The sequence below is a fragment of the Agrobacterium sp. a22-2 genome (genome assembly GCF_012276985.1).
In the GTDB taxonomy this organism is placed as follows: Bacteria; Pseudomonadota; Alphaproteobacteria; order Rhizobiales; family Rhizobiaceae; genus Allorhizobium.
The window spans coordinates 148,626-161,953 of record NZ_JAAXMM010000005.1 but is presented as its reverse complement, the minus strand read 5'-3'; the positions used below and the strand labels follow the sequence as shown (position 1 = coordinate 161,953).

At 61.2% G+C, this 13,328-nt stretch carries 16 protein-coding genes and 1 tRNA gene; 7 read left to right on the top strand and 10 right to left on the bottom strand.

Features of this window, described 5'->3' with window-relative positions; translation table 11 throughout:
* Positions 1 to 75: 75 nt before the first annotated feature.
* Positions 76 to 411 (top strand): DUF3108 domain-containing protein, encoded by a 336-nt coding sequence (locus HFC70_RS09730; RefSeq protein ID WP_168473041.1) that lies wholly within the window; start codon positions 76 to 78, stop codon positions 409 to 411.
* Between the two features lie 156 nt (positions 412 to 567).
* Here HFC70_RS09730 and HFC70_RS09725 read toward each other — a convergent pair whose 3' ends face one another.
* Both HFC70_RS09725 and HFC70_RS09720 read right to left on the bottom strand, forming a co-directional pair.
* Positions 568 to 1,113, bottom strand: a complete 546-nt coding sequence (locus HFC70_RS09725; protein WP_168473040.1) for a chloramphenicol phosphotransferase CPT family protein — start codon at positions 1,111 to 1,113, stop codon at positions 568 to 570.
* 310 nt (positions 1,114 to 1,423) lie between these two features.
* Positions 1,424 to 1,498, bottom strand: a tRNA-Asn gene (locus HFC70_RS09720).
* Between the two features lie 160 nt (positions 1,499 to 1,658).
* Here HFC70_RS09720 and HFC70_RS09715 point away from each other — a divergent pair.
* On the top strand, positions 1,659 to 1,940 hold the full coding sequence (locus HFC70_RS09715) for a hypothetical protein (protein ID WP_168473039.1): 282 nt from the start codon (positions 1,659 to 1,661) through the stop codon (positions 1,938 to 1,940).
* Positions 1,941 to 1,987: 47 nt separating this feature from the next.
* Here HFC70_RS09715 and HFC70_RS09710 read toward each other — a convergent pair whose 3' ends face one another.
* The gene (locus HFC70_RS09710) at positions 1,988 to 3,523 is read right to left on the bottom strand and encodes a HAMP domain-containing sensor histidine kinase (RefSeq protein ID WP_168473038.1); all 1,536 of its coding nucleotides are present in this window, start codon (positions 3,521 to 3,523) and stop codon (positions 1,988 to 1,990) included.
* 123 nt (positions 3,524 to 3,646) lie between these two features.
* Here HFC70_RS09710 and HFC70_RS09705 point away from each other — a divergent pair, with 123 nt between their 5' ends.
* From HFC70_RS09705 to HFC70_RS09695, 3 genes are all read left to right on the top strand, one after another.
* Complete coding sequence (locus HFC70_RS09705) at positions 3,647 to 4,207, top strand: thermonuclease family protein (protein WP_168473037.1); 561 nt, start codon at positions 3,647 to 3,649, stop codon at positions 4,205 to 4,207.
* Positions 4,208 to 4,258: 51 nt separating this feature from the next.
* The gene (locus tag HFC70_RS09700) at positions 4,259 to 4,900 is read left to right on the top strand and encodes a uracil-DNA glycosylase family protein (protein WP_168473036.1); all 642 of its coding nucleotides are present in this window, start codon (positions 4,259 to 4,261) and stop codon (positions 4,898 to 4,900) included.
* 64 nt (positions 4,901 to 4,964) lie between these two features.
* The gene (locus HFC70_RS09695; RefSeq protein ID WP_168473035.1) at positions 4,965 to 5,453 is read left to right on the top strand and encodes an Lrp/AsnC family transcriptional regulator; all 489 of its coding nucleotides are present in this window, start codon (positions 4,965 to 4,967) and stop codon (positions 5,451 to 5,453) included.
* A 3-nt stretch (positions 5,454 to 5,456) separates the two neighbouring features.
* On the opposite strand, the gene HFC70_RS09690 is transcribed toward HFC70_RS09695, so the two are convergent.
* The 3 genes from HFC70_RS09690 to HFC70_RS09680 all read right to left on the bottom strand — a co-directional run bounded on the left by HFC70_RS09690 (position 5,457) and on the right by HFC70_RS09680 (position 7,406).
* On the bottom strand, positions 5,457 to 6,146 hold the full coding sequence (locus HFC70_RS09690) for a DNA alkylation repair protein (RefSeq protein WP_168473034.1): 690 nt from the start codon (positions 6,144 to 6,146) through the stop codon (positions 5,457 to 5,459).
* Positions 6,143 to 7,015, bottom strand: coding sequence for an NAD(P)-dependent oxidoreductase (locus HFC70_RS09685; protein WP_168473033.1), 873 nt, complete (start codon positions 7,013 to 7,015; stop codon positions 6,143 to 6,145). Before HFC70_RS09685 ends, HFC70_RS09690 begins: the two co-directional genes overlap by 4 nt.
* A 115-nt stretch (positions 7,016 to 7,130) precedes the next feature.
* Positions 7,131 to 7,406 (bottom strand): helix-turn-helix transcriptional regulator, encoded by a 276-nt coding sequence (locus tag HFC70_RS09680; protein ID WP_168473032.1) that lies wholly within the window; start codon positions 7,404 to 7,406, stop codon positions 7,131 to 7,133.
* 83 nt (positions 7,407 to 7,489) lie between these two features.
* Between HFC70_RS09680 and HFC70_RS09675 the strand changes: the two genes are divergently transcribed.
* Entirely contained in the window at positions 7,490 to 9,382 is a 1,893-nt protein-coding gene (locus HFC70_RS09675) for a cation:proton antiporter (protein WP_168473031.1), read from the top strand.
* 58 nt (positions 9,383 to 9,440) lie between these two features.
* Here the strand turns inward: HFC70_RS09675 and HFC70_RS09670 are convergent, their stop codons facing one another.
* Positions 9,441 to 10,271: a class I SAM-dependent methyltransferase gene (locus HFC70_RS09670; RefSeq protein ID WP_168473030.1), complete on the bottom strand. Its 831-nt coding sequence runs from the start codon at positions 10,269 to 10,271 to the stop codon at positions 9,441 to 9,443.
* A 250-nt stretch (positions 10,272 to 10,521) separates the two neighbouring features.
* Between HFC70_RS09670 and HFC70_RS09665 the strand changes: the two genes are divergently transcribed.
* Positions 10,522 to 11,154: a DUF2270 domain-containing protein gene (locus HFC70_RS09665; protein WP_246735727.1), complete on the top strand. Its 633-nt coding sequence runs from the start codon at positions 10,522 to 10,524 to the stop codon at positions 11,152 to 11,154.
* 26 nt (positions 11,155 to 11,180) lie between these two features.
* Here the strand turns inward: HFC70_RS09665 and HFC70_RS09660 are convergent, their stop codons facing one another.
* From HFC70_RS09660 to HFC70_RS09650, 3 genes are all read right to left on the bottom strand, one after another.
* Positions 11,181 to 11,447 (bottom strand): usg protein, encoded by a 267-nt coding sequence (locus tag HFC70_RS09660; protein ID WP_168473028.1) that lies wholly within the window; start codon positions 11,445 to 11,447, stop codon positions 11,181 to 11,183.
* 228 nt (positions 11,448 to 11,675) lie between these two features.
* Positions 11,676 to 12,506 (bottom strand): ABC transporter permease, encoded by an 831-nt coding sequence (locus HFC70_RS09655; RefSeq protein WP_168473027.1) that lies wholly within the window; start codon positions 12,504 to 12,506, stop codon positions 11,676 to 11,678.
* Positions 12,503 to 13,306, bottom strand: a complete 804-nt coding sequence (locus tag HFC70_RS09650) for an ABC transporter permease (protein WP_168473026.1) — start codon at positions 13,304 to 13,306, stop codon at positions 12,503 to 12,505. Before HFC70_RS09650 ends, HFC70_RS09655 begins: the two co-directional genes overlap by 4 nt.
* Positions 13,307 to 13,328: the final 22 nt, after the last annotated feature.

The window sequence follows — 13,328 nt, the reverse complement described above, 5'->3', positions numbered from 1 at the left end:
GGCCTGCACGATTGCGCTTTATTGCAGCTCAGATAAGAAATTTCCGCCCAATCTCGGGCTCGGAGATTTGCAGACATGACCCGCCTTCTTTCCGCTGCCGCCGTCCTGGCAATGGTGACCTTTTCCGCCGGTATCGCTCAGGCCGAAGACCTGGTCTTCACCTTGAAGAACAATACCAAATCCACACTGACCCATTTCTACACCTCACCGGTCGGCGTTGACGACTGGGAAGGCGATGTTTTCGGCTCGCAGGTGCTGGAGCCGGGCGAAACGATCGAACTGACGATCGCCGACGGCCGCACCGTCTGCGAATATGACATGCGCATGGAATTCGAAGGCAGCGCCACCCTCGACACCACCGAAGACACCCAGAACCTCTGCGAAATGGGATCGTACACCATCCACGAATGAGGCCTGAGGGCTTCGTTCAAGGACATAAAGCAGAGGCGGCCGCGAAGTCGCCTTTGTTCGTTTAGGGGGATTGGGAGTAGGGGGATACTTTTGTCACAAGTGATGCGTCAGGTGTCATGTAGAAAATGCCATTTCCCTCCAGCGGTCCTTTCGACCCTAAGCGGACTTCAGTTCGACGAAACTTGAAGAGCGACCGCCATTTCTCCATGCGATGAGTAGCTTCTCGACGTTTGCCACCGAGCCGTCCTCTGATCGCAATTCGATGTCATATGTCTTCCCGACATGTATTGTCTCGAAATCCCGCTTGGCACTCCCCATCGGCCTGTCACCTCGCGCCGCTTCGCGTTCAATCAAAAGTTCGAGCGGGCAGTGCACAGCGGCAAAGAAGACATCGTGCTTTGCCAAGAGATTGGCAAGTGTTTCTAGCCATCCCTCTGTATCAAGGATGTGTTCAAGAATGAGATCGTTACCGGCATCCGCGTAGGCCTTCAGAGACCTGTGAAATCCATCGAAGAAGGCCATCCGGGCATCAGCCCAGCGAAAATCACCGTTCTTAAATCGCTCGGTTGGAAGCACGCCGGCGTCACGCAGGTGATCAATCGATATATGCCAGAATGGTTTCTCGATGCGTTTCTGAAGAGTTTTCGCAATCGTTGATTTGCCGCTGCTCGAAGCTCCGTGCAGAAAAATTACCTGCGCCATTCAACGGCCTCCCGGTTTGAGACAGCCCCTAAGGCAATGATATGACACCATAATGACCGCAATTGGCGCAAAGTCGAAGTAGTTCTGAGTGAGGCAATTGTCCGCTTTGGGTCAAAAAAGCAGTTTTCCGAAAGCGAGCGTCGATCTGTCCAGAAGGACGCGCCGCAGAAAATGTGCGTCGCGCTATCTAATCTTACGCTTGCCGGCGTGTGACAAAGCTGACACTGATCTGTGCCAAAGGTCGCGCCGCGCCACACTCTGAATCCAAAAACCAAAAGGCCCGCTGATTGCTCAGCAGGCCTTGTGAATTTGGCTCCCCGGGCCGGATTCGAACCGGCGACCTGTCGATTAACAGTCGAATGCTCTACCGCTGAGCTACCAGGGAACAGCGCGTCGCCGCGTTGTGAGTGGGCTAATACAAATGCTTGGACGATTTGCCAAGCGGTTTTTCAAAAAAAGTGATGCCCTTGCTTTATTTTGTCCGTCTACCCATGTTTTCCCCAGGCCACGAGAACAGCCGGACAAGAGGAGAAAACGGATTCCGCATGGATAATCCCCGCAAATATCGCATTGATGCCGAGCGCGGCAAGCTGGTGCTCGGCCGCTTCGAGATGCCGTTTCCCCGCTCACCGATCGCCCGGATCGTGATCGGCAGTCTTCTGGTGTTCTTCGGCTGTCTGGGCTTTCTGCCCATTCTCGGCTTCTGGATGATCCCCTTGGGGCTTCTCGTCCTGTCCCATGATATTTCCGCCGTGCGCCGCTGGCGGCGCAAGATGGGGATCTGGTGGCGCAAGCGCTTTCCCCAGGTCAACCGCGCCGGCCGCTAGGCCATCGCCAGTCTCTCATCGGCTGGCAGGCGGTCGCAGGGGCGGCGTCAGGCGAAATGCCGCTTGCGTGGCTCCACGGCCTGAGTCTCCTCGATGGCCGGAATGCTCTGCAGCACGCGCTTGGCCGGCAGGATGGCGATCACCTCGGTGCCTTCGCGCAGCTTCGATTTCAGCTTGAACTCGCCGCCATGCTTGGCAAGGATGGCCTGCACGATCGGCAGGCCGAGGCCGGTGCCCTGTTCGGCGCTCTTGATGGCGATCGACCCTTGCCCGAAGGCCGACAGCACGACCGGGATTTCCTTCTCGTCGATGCCGGGGCCGTTGTCCTTGATCGAGATATACTGGCCGCCGCCGGCGGTCCAGCCGACCTTGACCATCACTTCGCCGCCCTGCGGCGTGAATTTGACCGCATTGGACAACAGGTTCAGCATCACCTGGCGCATCGATTTCTCGTCGGCCCAGACGGCCGGCAGGTCGGGTTCGAACTGCTCGGAAATCGAGATATTCTTCGCCTTGGCACGCAGCTGCACCATGCCGATGCAATCCTCCGCCAGTTCGAGCAGGAAGAGGGCGTCCTCGTTGAGATCGTATTTGCCCGCTTCGATGCGGGAAAGGTCGAGAATCTCGTTGATCAGGTTCAGCAGGTGCTGGCCCGATCGGTGGATGTCGCCGGAATATTCGCGGTAGAGCGGATTGTTGAGCGGCCCCAGCACTTCGCCTGCCATGACTTCCGAAAAGCCGAGGATGGCGTTGAGCGGCGTGCGCAACTCATGGGACATGGACGCCAGGAAGCGGGACTTTGCCATATTGGCTTCCTCGGCACGGCGCCGCGCCTCGTCGGACAGCGAGTTGGCTACTTCCAGTTCGGCGATCAGGTCGTCCTTTTCACTCTGGTAGGAGAGCAGCTTCAGATTGGACTGGTAGAGCCGGCCGGTAATGTAGACGAAGAAGATCAGCGAGGTGGTGAACATCGCCGTCAGGCCGATCTCCAGCACGTTTCTGGTGCTGACGGCCATCAGCAGCAGCGCGACCACCGTCGGCAGGAATCCGAACAGCACCGCCTGGCGCAGCATCAGATTGGCCATGGCCGTGACGGACAGAACGATCAGCAGGGCAGCGCCCTTGAAGAACAGGAAGGCGTCGGAGCCGCAGCTCGGGCAATCCTTCAGGCAGAACATCGCCCAGCAGAAACCCATGGTGGCCTGGCCGGCCAGCAGAATGCGCCGCCATTTCACTGTGCTGCGGGCGTTGAGTTCCTTCCTGCTGGCACGCAGGGCCAGAACGATATTGAGGGCATGGATGCTGAGGGTGAACAGCGCCCAGACATAATATTGCGGCTCGCGGGTAATATAGGCGGCGATGCCGCCGACCAGAATGATCAGGATCGGCATGACCGCAGCACCCTGCAGCATGGTATTGACATGCATGCCGAGCATTTCGCGGTCAAAGGCCGGCGTACCGGCCTGGCCCGACTGCAGCCGCTCACGCGTCGCGCGGACGGCCTTCGACACGGCCTTGTTGCGATGGCTGCGCGAACGGTCGACGATGATCTTATCGGTGGATGTGGAAACGCCTTTACTCATATGCCGATGATATGTTTGCCGCAGGTGTCGATAAGCCTATCGGCCAAGTCTTAAGAAGATACTGTCACGCAAGGATTTGTTTGCCATGATCCCACACGCTTTGTTGTTGAAGAGGGCAGGATTGTGACGCGATTTGTCCGGATACTGCGCGATGCGGTGGTCGGCGTGTCCATGCTTCTGCTGGCTTTGCTGATCGTTGCAAAGCTTGAAAAGGACAATGAGGTTCGCGTGTCCGGGGTCTTCGATGTGGTGGATGGCGACACCCTGTCGTCGCGCGACGGGCGCTTGAGATTGAGCGGCATCGACGCGCCGGAACTCGGCCAGGTCTGCCAGGACAAGGGCCGCGACTGGCCCTGCGGCCAGTCGGCCCGCCAGGCGCTGGCGGCGATGATGGCCTCGGCGGCCATAACCTGCGCCGGAGCCGCGCGGGATCGCTACGACCGGCTGCTGGTGGTCTGCAAAGCCGCAACCGCAGACCTCAATGCGCAGATGGTGCGGACGGGGATGGCTGTCGCCTACGGCGCCTACGAGGCCGAGGAGGGCATGGCGAGGGACGGGCAGATCGGCCTGTGGTCCGGCTCTTTCGAGCGGCCGGACGACTTTCGCCGCCGGCAGGGGCTGGCTGAAGAAGGGCTGGAAAGTGAGGGATTGCTCTCTATTCTCAAAGGGATCCTGCACTGGTGAATCCAACCCCGCGCATGACCCATCGCGATTGAATAGTGGTATGGAAGACGCATGACCTTGCCGAAACTTGAAACGATCGAACTGCTGCGTGCCACTATTGCCGCCTGCCGCATCTGTCGCGACTGTCCGGCCGGCGGCGAAGCAAAACGCCTGCCGCACGAGCCGCGGCCGGTGGCCGTCATCTCGGCGACGGCGCGGATCCTCATTGCCGGCCAGGCGCCGGGCAAACGCGTCCACGAAACCGGCCTGCCGTTCAACGATGCCTCGGGCGACCGGCTGCGGTCATGGCTCGGCGTCGATCGCGATCAGTTCTACGATGCGGCAAAGTTTGCCATCGTACCGATGGGCTTCTGCTTTCCGGGCTATGACGCCCAGGGTCACGATCTGCCGCCGCGGCGCGAATGTGCGCCGGCCTGGCGCCGATCCGTGCTGGCCGCCATGCCGCAGGTCGAGCTGGTGCTGGCCATCGGCCAGTATGCTCAAGGCTTTCATCTCGGCGAGCGCCGGCGCCCGACCATGACCGAGACGGTGCGTGGCTGGCGCGATTATTTTCTGACGAATCAGGACGGGCCGAAGGTGCTGCCACTGCCCCATCCGAGCTGGCGCAACACCGGATGGCTGAAGAAAAATCCCTGGTTCGAGGCCGACGTGCTGCCTTTGCTCAAAAGAGAGGTGGATCGTCTCGTTGCGTGAAACAATAGTCTTCACCTGCCGCATATATCCGATATAACGGAAAAAATTCTCGATAGGACTACGCATGGACCGTCTCGACCGTAAGATACTGCGCATTCTCCAGGAAGATTCGACGCTGGCCGTCGCCGATCTCGCCAAGAAGGTCGGCCTTTCCACCACGCCCTGCTGGCGGCGCATCCAGAAAATGGAAGAAGACGGCGTCATCCGCCGCCGGGTTGCTCTTCTTGATCCCGCCAAGGTCAATGCCAAGGTCACGGTCTTCGTGTCGATCCGCACCAACAGCCACTCGATCGAATGGCTGAAGCGGTTTTCCGAAGTGGTGGCGGATTTTCCCGAGGTCGTGGAATTCTACCGCATGAGCGGCGATGTGGACTATCTGCTGCGGGTCGCCGTGCCGGATATCGCCGCTTACGACGCTTTCTACAAGCGCATGATCGCCCGCATCGAAATCCGCGACGTCTCCTCGGCCTTTGCGATGGAGCAGATCAAATACACCACCGAACTGCCGCTCGATTACATGCTGCTCGACAACCAGAAGGCCGGCGAAGAATAGGCTTTACGGCTTGAGGCGGGCGAGGATCTTCTCGCTCGTCAACTCGCGCACCGCATCCTTGCCGATCCAGCGGGCCGTTTTGTCGGCGCTCTGCGCTAGCCTTTCGGCGAGCGCCAGTGCCGGGCCATGGCAGCGACGGTTTCGCTTGCCGATATTGCGCAGCGCCCAGTTGACGGCCTTTTTGACGAAATTGCGCGGATCGCTGCAATGGGCCTCGATCAGCGGCAGGAAGGCCAGCAGCATTTCGTCCGGCTCGGATTTCAGGTGCACGGCAGCGCCGGCGATCATTGCGAAGGCCGTCCGCCGCACGAATTCCCGCTGATCGGCGGCAAACACCGGGATGAGCACCTTTTCCAGCCGTGCCTCGACGAACAGATCGGCCGCCGTGTCGACGATCTCCCATGAATTGAAGTCGTCGGCCAGGCGTCGCGCCTCGTCCTGCGTCAGTTTGCCTGGCTCGAAGGTGTAGAGCGCCAGCATGCGCGCCTCGCGCACACCGCTTGCCCAGAGTTCAAAGGCGCGGGCATGGTTCTTCTTTGCCGCCTTTGCGATCTTCTGCATCTGCGGATTGGAAAGGCCAAGCGCCGTATCGGTGACGATGCCGAAGCGGCCCATGCCGGCGACGGTCTCCGGTGATTTCAGGCTTTCAAGATGCGCCAGAAGATCGGCGGCGCTGGAGGCGGGGCCGATCATTTCTTTTCCAACCTGGCCAGCAGCGACGACGTATCCCACCGCTTGCCGCCCATCGCCTGCACTTCGCCATAGAACTGGTCGACCAGCGCCGTGACGGGCAGGGTGGCGCCGTTGCGGCGCGCTTCGGTCAGGACGATATCGAGATCCTTGCGCATCCAGTCGACGGCAAAGCCAAATTCATATTGTCCTTTGTTCATCGTCTTGTGGCGGTTTTCCATCTGCCAGGAGCCGGCGGCCCCCTTGGAAATCACCTCGATGACCTTTTCGATATCGAGGCCGGCCTTCTTGCCGAAATGAATAGCTTCGGCAAGACCCTCAACCACGCCGGCGATGCAGATCTGGTTGACCATCTTCGTCAATTGCCCGGCGCCGGCCGGGCCCATCAGGCCCACCATGCGCGCATAGGCGTCGATCACCGGACGCGCCCGCTCGAAAACCGCATCTTCGCCACCGCACATGACGGTGAGAACGCCGTTCTCGGCGCCGGCCTGGCCGCCGGAGACCGGTGCATCGATGAAGCCGCAGCCCTTCGCCTTGGCTGCCGCATCGAGTTCGCGGGCTACTTCGGCCGAGGCCGTAGTGTTGTCGATCAGGATTGCGCCGCTCTTCATGCCGGCCAGCGCGCCGCTGTCTCCAAGCGTCACGGAGCGCAGGTCGTCGTCATTGCCGACGCAGGTGAAGACGAAGTCAGCATCTTTTGCCGCCTCGGCAGGCGTGTCCGCGGCCGAGCCACCATGCTGCTGTACCCAGGCTTCGGCCTTGGCGGCGGTGCGGTTGTAGACCGTCAGATCATGGCCGCCCTTGGCCTTGAGATGCCCTGCCATGGGATAGCCCATGACGCCCAAACCGATGAATGCTACCTTCGCCATCAACCACGCTCCTCTTTGAATGCGGGAAAAGACGTAACCGAAGAACGGCGGCGAGAAAAGGTCGGATCAAACTGCCGATGCCAGGTCGATCGCGGCAAGGCCGAATGGATCGGGCTCAGCCGGCCGGATCATCGGCGGGGTCGATCTTCTTGCAGAGCCCCATGCCGTGGCCGCTCACCTCTGTGAAAACAGCGCCGCCGTCTTCCAGGGCACGGCGTAGCTGGGCTTCGGTGGCGCGGTGCACATCGTGGCGGCTGCCTTCGTAATCGCGGATCGTGCTGCGCGACACTTCCGAATGCCGGGCCAGGTCTTCCTGCGTCCAGTCGAGCAGGCCGCGCGCCGCGCGACAGAGATCGGGCGTCAGAAGGGGTGTCTTAATGGCTTGACCCATCGCTAATAACTACCCATATTGGTCAACATAACTCATAATTATCATATTTCGGCGGAAGAATCCAGATACGGAGAGAATAGCCCATGCCTCACGAGACCCCGTTGATTTCGACGATTGTCGGTGGTCTTGTGCTGGCCTTTATTCTCGGCACCATTGCGCATCGGTTCCGCATGCCGCCGCTGGTCGGCTATCTCTTTGCCGGCATTCTGGTCGGCCCCCATACGCCCGGATTCGTCGCCGACCAGGGCCTGGCGCCGGAATTGGCCGAAATCGGCGTCATTCTGCTGATGTTCGGCGTCGGGCTGCATTTCTCGTTGAAGGATCTTCTGTCGGTGCGCGGTATCGCCGTGCCGGGGGCGATCGTGCAGATCGGCCTTGCCACGCTGCTCGGCTGGGGTATGGGGGCGATGATGGGCTGGCCGCTCGGCGGCAGCCTGGTCTTCGGCCTGGCCCTGTCCGTCGCCTCGACGGTCGTTCTTCTGAAAGCGCTGCAGGAGCGGCGGCTGGTGGAGACAGAGCGGGGCAAGATCGCGGTCGGCTGGCTGATCGTCGAGGACCTGGCCATGGTCCTGGCGCTCGTGCTCATTCCGGCCTTCGCCAGCATCAGTGGCGAGGCAAGCCATGCCGATCCGCTGGCCGTCTGGGTCGAGCACATGCTGGGGCTCGATTTCGGCATCGGTGGCATCATTGCCGTCACGCTGTTCAAGGTGGCGCTGTTCGTCGGCGTCATGCTGGTGATCGGCGGCCGGTTCATTCCCTGGACGCTGCATCACATCGCCCATACCGGATCGCGCGAGCTGTTCCGGCTTGGTGTGCTGGCGATTGCGCTCGGCGTTGCCTTCGGCGCCGCCAAGCTGTTCGGCGTGTCGCTGGCGCTCGGGGCATTTTTCGCCGGCATGGTGTTGGCCGAAAGCGAGCTGTCGCACCGCGCAGCACAGGAAAGCCTGCCGCTGCGCGATGCCTTCGCCGTCCTGTTCTTCGTGTCGGTCGGCATGCTGTTCGATCCGGCCATCGTGCTGACCAATCCGCTGCCGATTCTCGGAACCGTGTTCATCATCGTGGTGGGCAAATCGATTGCCGCCTTCGTGATTGTCCGGATGTTCGGCAAGAGCGTCTCGACAGCCCTGACGATTTCGGCGAGCCTGGCGCAGATCGGTGAATTCTCCTTCATCCTGGCCGAACTTGGCGTCGGCCTGAAACTGCTGCCGGAGGAGGGCCGCGACCTCATCCTCGCCGGCGCCATCCTCTCGATCATTCTCAACCCGGTAATGTTCTATCTCTGCGACCGCCTGGCGCCGAAGCTCGAAGCGCGGCTCATCCGGGCGCCTGGTGCAGCCGTGGAAACGGCAGCGGTCGATGCCGCCAAGCCGTCCTCTTCTGCCGGCGCGCCGCCATCACAGCCCTTGTCCAACGAGGAGGCCGCTTACACTTCCGCCGGCGAGGATGGCGAGCTGGCCAGCACCAAGCTTGCCAGCCATTCGGTCGTGGTCGGCTGCGGCCGGGTCGGCAGCCTGGTGGTCGCCAACCTCAAATCCTCGGGCGTACCCTTCCTGGTTATCGAGGATTCGGAGAGCCGCGTCGGCGAGTTGATGAAACAGGGTGTCGAGGTCATCGTCGGCAATGCGGCCTCGCCGAAGGTCACCGCCCTTGCCAATCTGGCGGCGGCAAAAAGTCTGGTGGTCGCCATTCCCAACGCGTTTGAGGCCGGCCATGTGATCGCCAATGCTCGGGCGGTCAATCCGGGCCTGCTGGTTCTCGCCCGTGCCAGCAACGACGCCGAGATCGAGCATCTGACAAAAATGGGCGCTGATACGGTGATCATGGGCGAGCGCGAAATCGCCTTTGGCATGCTAAGCCGCCTCGACCAGATCCATTATCATGTGCCGGTCGAGACGGAAGAAAGCGAAACGCCGCCTGCACCGGCCAACGACATTCCGCCCGATTCAACCATTGACGGAAAGCCCGCCGGCAACTGATTGCGGCGGGGAAGCGCGGATCCGTCAGGCGGCCGAAGCCGCCGAAACGTGTCATCGATTAATGGCTGCTTGGGATCACGCCGGCCCTTGCGATCACCAGATGGCCGGGTGACGGCTGGCCATCCTGCATGCGCACGTTGATGTCGGTGATTTCGACGAGCTCGAAACCCGTGGCGGCAAGCCGTTCCAGCACGTAGGCCTTGGAATGGGCAAAGCGCTGGTGCGGCCCGACCATATAGGGCCGGCCGGCAAGAACTTCGTCGGACAGCGTCTCGGAAGAGAAGATGAACAGGCCGCCCGTCACCAGGTTTTCGGCTGCTCCGAAGAACAACGGCTCCAGCGCGCCGAGATAGGGCAGCACGTCGGTCGCGGTGATCAGGTCGAAGGGCTCATCATCATTGTCTTCGAGAAAGTCCTCGACTTCGGCGACATAGAGCGTGTCGTAGAGATCCTTCTCATGGGCGATCTCGACCATGTTCTCCGACAGGTCGATGCCGGTGATGTCCTCCACCATGTCGCGCAACGTGCCGCCGGTCAGGCCCGTGCCGCAACCAAGGTCGAGCATGCGCTGGAACGGCCCGAGGTCGAGGGCCTGCAGGCGCTGGCGCACCATGACCGGCACGGCATATCCCAGCTGCTCGACGAGAATATCCTCGAATGCCTCGGCATGCTGGTCGAACAGGGTTTCCACATAGGCGTCGGGCGCCTTGGGCGGCGTCTCGCCGCGGCCGAGCGAGGCGATCCGCACCGATGCGCCGCCGTGATCCTCGGGGTCGATGACCAGAACCTCTTCATAGGCCTTGACGGCCGCGTCGATGTCGCCGGCCTTTTCCAGCGCCAATGCGCGGTTATAGGCCTCTGCCAGCGCTTCTTCGTCGATCTTTGCCATATCCAAACCTTCCGCCGCGATGCGTCCGTCGATTGCCGACCGTCTCAGCGTCTGCCTCTAATGGCTCGCAAAAGCTTTGGCAATGACTGGGCGCGCGGAACTGGCCGCCTTTGCCACCGTTATGCCTCATGCTAGCAGGCGTGTCAGGCAGGAGTGGATCATGGGCGAGCAGACGATAATTTCCGGCATGGAACCGACCAAGGAAACACATTCGCCGGCGCTCCCGGCATCCTCTGCCGAAAAGGCCAATATGATCATCCACTATTATCGCGGCGAGATTGGCCGGATGATCAGCTGGCGCGACCGCATCGACCGCACCTCCAACTGGGCGATGACCGTGGTCGCCGGTCTTCTGTCCGTCTCCCTGTCAACGCCGACCTCCCATCACGGGGTCGTGCTCTTCGCCATGCTGCTGATCTCGGTGTTCCTGATGATCGAGGCGCGGCGATACCGGTTCTTCGACGTCTACCGGGCCCGCGTCCGCCAGCTGGAACGCTATTATTTTGCCCAGGCCCTCAACCCGCAGGCCGAGTTGAACCCGGACTGGGCGCTGGCAATCGCCGTCAGCTTGCGCAATCCGGCCTTCCTGATGGGCTACCGGGAGGCACTGTTCCGCCGGGTGCGGCGCAATTATTGCTGGATGTACCTCATCCTGCTTTTGGCCTGGGGCCTCAAGATCTCGACGCCAAAACTCCTGCCGGACATGCCCGCCACCGAGACGGTGGCCTCCTGGATGGCCATTGTCGACAATGCGGCCCTTGGCCCGGTACCGGGCTGGCTGGTCCTCGCCACCATCGGCCTGATCTATTCAGGGATTGTCGTGGCCTCCCTGTACCGGGCACCCGACGACGGTGAATTCGCCCATGGCGAGGTGCATGTCTAGAAACGGCCCCCAGACGGCAATGCTATTCAATGCAGGATGAACTCGCCCTTCAGCGCCCGCCATTCATTGGCTGATATCAGCTGCTTGTGCACATAACGCACCGAGTGCAGCGGTCCGTCGAGCGTGTCTTCCCAGAATTTCAGGAAGCTCTTCATCTCGGGGAAATCCGGCGCCAGATCGTAATGCTGCCAGAGATAGCTTTGCAGAAGGGAAGGGTGGTCGGGCAGGCGGTAGAGAATCTGGGCGGTGGTCAGTCCGTAGCCCTTGAGCATCATTTCCATGTCGGTGTTCATGATAGCCTCGCTTTTGTTCCCACTCGAAAGTCAGGACGAAGGCCGGCAGTGTTCCGCTTCAGCACTTCATCCGGTGCACGCCGTCCAAGAACGGTCTTTCAAATGGAAACATCTTAAGCTTAACTAAGGCTTAAGAGTTTCGCGGTCATGAAGAAATTGTGTCATGAAAACAAAACATTAGCAGCCGTCATCATTGAGTGCTGCCAATCCGTCGGTGGCACGGCGCGCTTAGCGCTTCAGGTGCCGGGTGAGGCGGGCCTCGATGGCCGCCCAGGTGTGGCGCAGGGCTTCGACGATCGCCAGATAGAAGATCGCCGCCCAGAGATAGGCCTGGTAGTCGAAGGTGCGCGAAAAAGTGTAGCGCGTCTGGCCCATCAGATCGAAGACGGTGACGATGGCGACCACGGCCGAGCCCTTGATCAACAGGATGATCTCGTTGCCATAGGGCCTGAGCGCCACGATCAGCGCCTGCGGCAGCACGATCTTCCAGAAGGTCACGGTTCGCGGCAGGCCGAGCGACTTGGCGCCCTCGCTCTGGCCGCGCGGGACGCTCTGGATCGCGCCGCGCAGGATTTCCGCCTGATAGGCGGCGGTGTTGAGGGTCAGCGCCAGCAGGCCGCAATACCAGGCTTCGCGGAAGAACCACCAGAGGCCGACCGCGTCGAGTTGCGTCTTGAAGCTGCCAAGGCCGTAGTAGACCAGGAAAAGCTGGGCCAGCAGCGGCGTGCCGCGGAACACGTAGACATAAGAGTAGGAAATCCCATTCAGGACGGGGTTCTTCGACATGCGGGCAAAGGCGATCGGCGCCGACAGCAGGGCCCCGAAAAAGACCGACACCAGCACCAGCGAGATCGTCACCCAGAGGCCCGAGAGGAAGCGTGGGCCGTATTTGAAGAACTTGTCGTTGTCCCAGTTGCCGATCATCATCGACACGATGCCGACGGCAAGCAGCGCCCAGAGGGCAAGCAGGGCCATGCCGATGATACGGCCTGACGTCAGGCGCCTCGGACCAGGCGGCGGGGCGGGCTGAGCCTCGATCATGCGGTCGGCAATGCTCATCGCGGCACCTCGGCGCGTTTGGTCCAGCGTTCGATCATGCCGACGCCGATCGACGAGATGACCGCGAGCACCAGATAGAGACCGCAGGCCAGCAGATAGAAGAAGAAGGCTTCCTTGGTCACCTTGGCGGCAATGCCGGTCTGGCGGATGATATCGGACAGGCCGATGACCGAGACCAGCGCCGTGTCCTTCAACAGGTTCATCCACAGATTGACCAGGCCCGGCAGCGCGATGCGCAGCAGCTGCGGCAGGATGATCAGCCGCATCGTCTTTCCATGCGACAGGCCGAGCGCATAGCCCGCTTCGTACTGGCCGCGCGGGATCGCCTTGAAGGCCGATTGCAGGACTTCCGAGCAATAGGAGGAGAACACCACCGAGAGCGCGATCATGCCGGCGACGAAGGCGTTGATCTCGAGGCGCTGTTCGATACCGATCGACGCCAGCACGGATTGCAGCAGGATCTGCAGGCCGTAATAGACGATGAACAGGGTCAGCAGTTCCGGCAAGCCGCGGAAGATCGTCGTATAGATGCCGGCCGCCAGCCGCAGCGAACGCTCGGTGGACTGCGAGGCAAGGGCGATGAACAGGCCGATGGCAAGGCCGATCGGCAGGGTGACAAGCGCCAGGCCGACAGTCACCTTGAAGCCGAAGGCGATTTCATCGCCCCAGCCGTCACCGCCGCAAGAAACCAGTGTGGACGAACCAAACAGCGTGAAGATGCCGACAGGCCCGCAGAGCGGATCGAGGGTGTAGCCGATCCACGACCAGACCGTCGCCAAGGCGGAAAGAAATCCGCTCATTCAGAATATTCCCCTTGCGGAC

Coding starts and splice junctions, on each gene's coding strand:
- HFC70_RS09695 (WP_168473035.1), top strand. CDS start 4,965: ATGGACCGTCTCGACCGTAAGATACTGCGCATTCTCCAGGAAGATTCG.
- HFC70_RS09685 (WP_168473033.1), bottom strand. CDS start 7,015: ATGGCGAAGGTAGCATTCATCGGTTTGGGCGTCATGGGCTATCCCATG.
- HFC70_RS09690 (WP_168473034.1), bottom strand. CDS start 6,146: ATGATCGGCCCCGCCTCCAGCGCCGCCGATCTTCTGGCGCATCTTGAA.
- HFC70_RS09680 (WP_168473032.1), bottom strand. CDS start 7,406: ATGGGTCAAGCCATTAAGACACCCCTTCTGACGCCCGATCTCTGTCGC.
- HFC70_RS09655 (WP_168473027.1), bottom strand. CDS start 12,506: ATGAGCATTGCCGACCGCATGATCGAGGCTCAGCCCGCCCCGCCGCCT.
- HFC70_RS09725 (WP_168473040.1), bottom strand. CDS start 1,113: ATGGCGCAGGTAATTTTTCTGCACGGAGCTTCGAGCAGCGGCAAATCA.
- HFC70_RS09730 (WP_168473041.1), top strand. CDS start 76: ATGACCCGCCTTCTTTCCGCTGCCGCCGTCCTGGCAATGGTGACCTTT.
- HFC70_RS09665 (WP_246735727.1), top strand. CDS start 10,522: ATGATCATCCACTATTATCGCGGCGAGATTGGCCGGATGATCAGCTGG.
- HFC70_RS09710 (WP_168473038.1), bottom strand. CDS start 3,523: ATGAGTAAAGGCGTTTCCACATCCACCGATAAGATCATCGTCGACCGT.
- HFC70_RS09700 (WP_168473036.1), top strand. CDS start 4,259: ATGACCTTGCCGAAACTTGAAACGATCGAACTGCTGCGTGCCACTATT.
- HFC70_RS09675 (WP_168473031.1), top strand. CDS start 7,490: ATGCCTCACGAGACCCCGTTGATTTCGACGATTGTCGGTGGTCTTGTG.
- HFC70_RS09660 (WP_168473028.1), bottom strand. CDS start 11,447: ATGAACACCGACATGGAAATGATGCTCAAGGGCTACGGACTGACCACC.
- HFC70_RS09715 (WP_168473039.1), top strand. CDS start 1,659: ATGGATAATCCCCGCAAATATCGCATTGATGCCGAGCGCGGCAAGCTG.
- HFC70_RS09670 (WP_168473030.1), bottom strand. CDS start 10,271: ATGGCAAAGATCGACGAAGAAGCGCTGGCAGAGGCCTATAACCGCGCA.
- HFC70_RS09650 (WP_168473026.1), bottom strand. CDS start 13,306: ATGAGCGGATTTCTTTCCGCCTTGGCGACGGTCTGGTCGTGGATCGGC.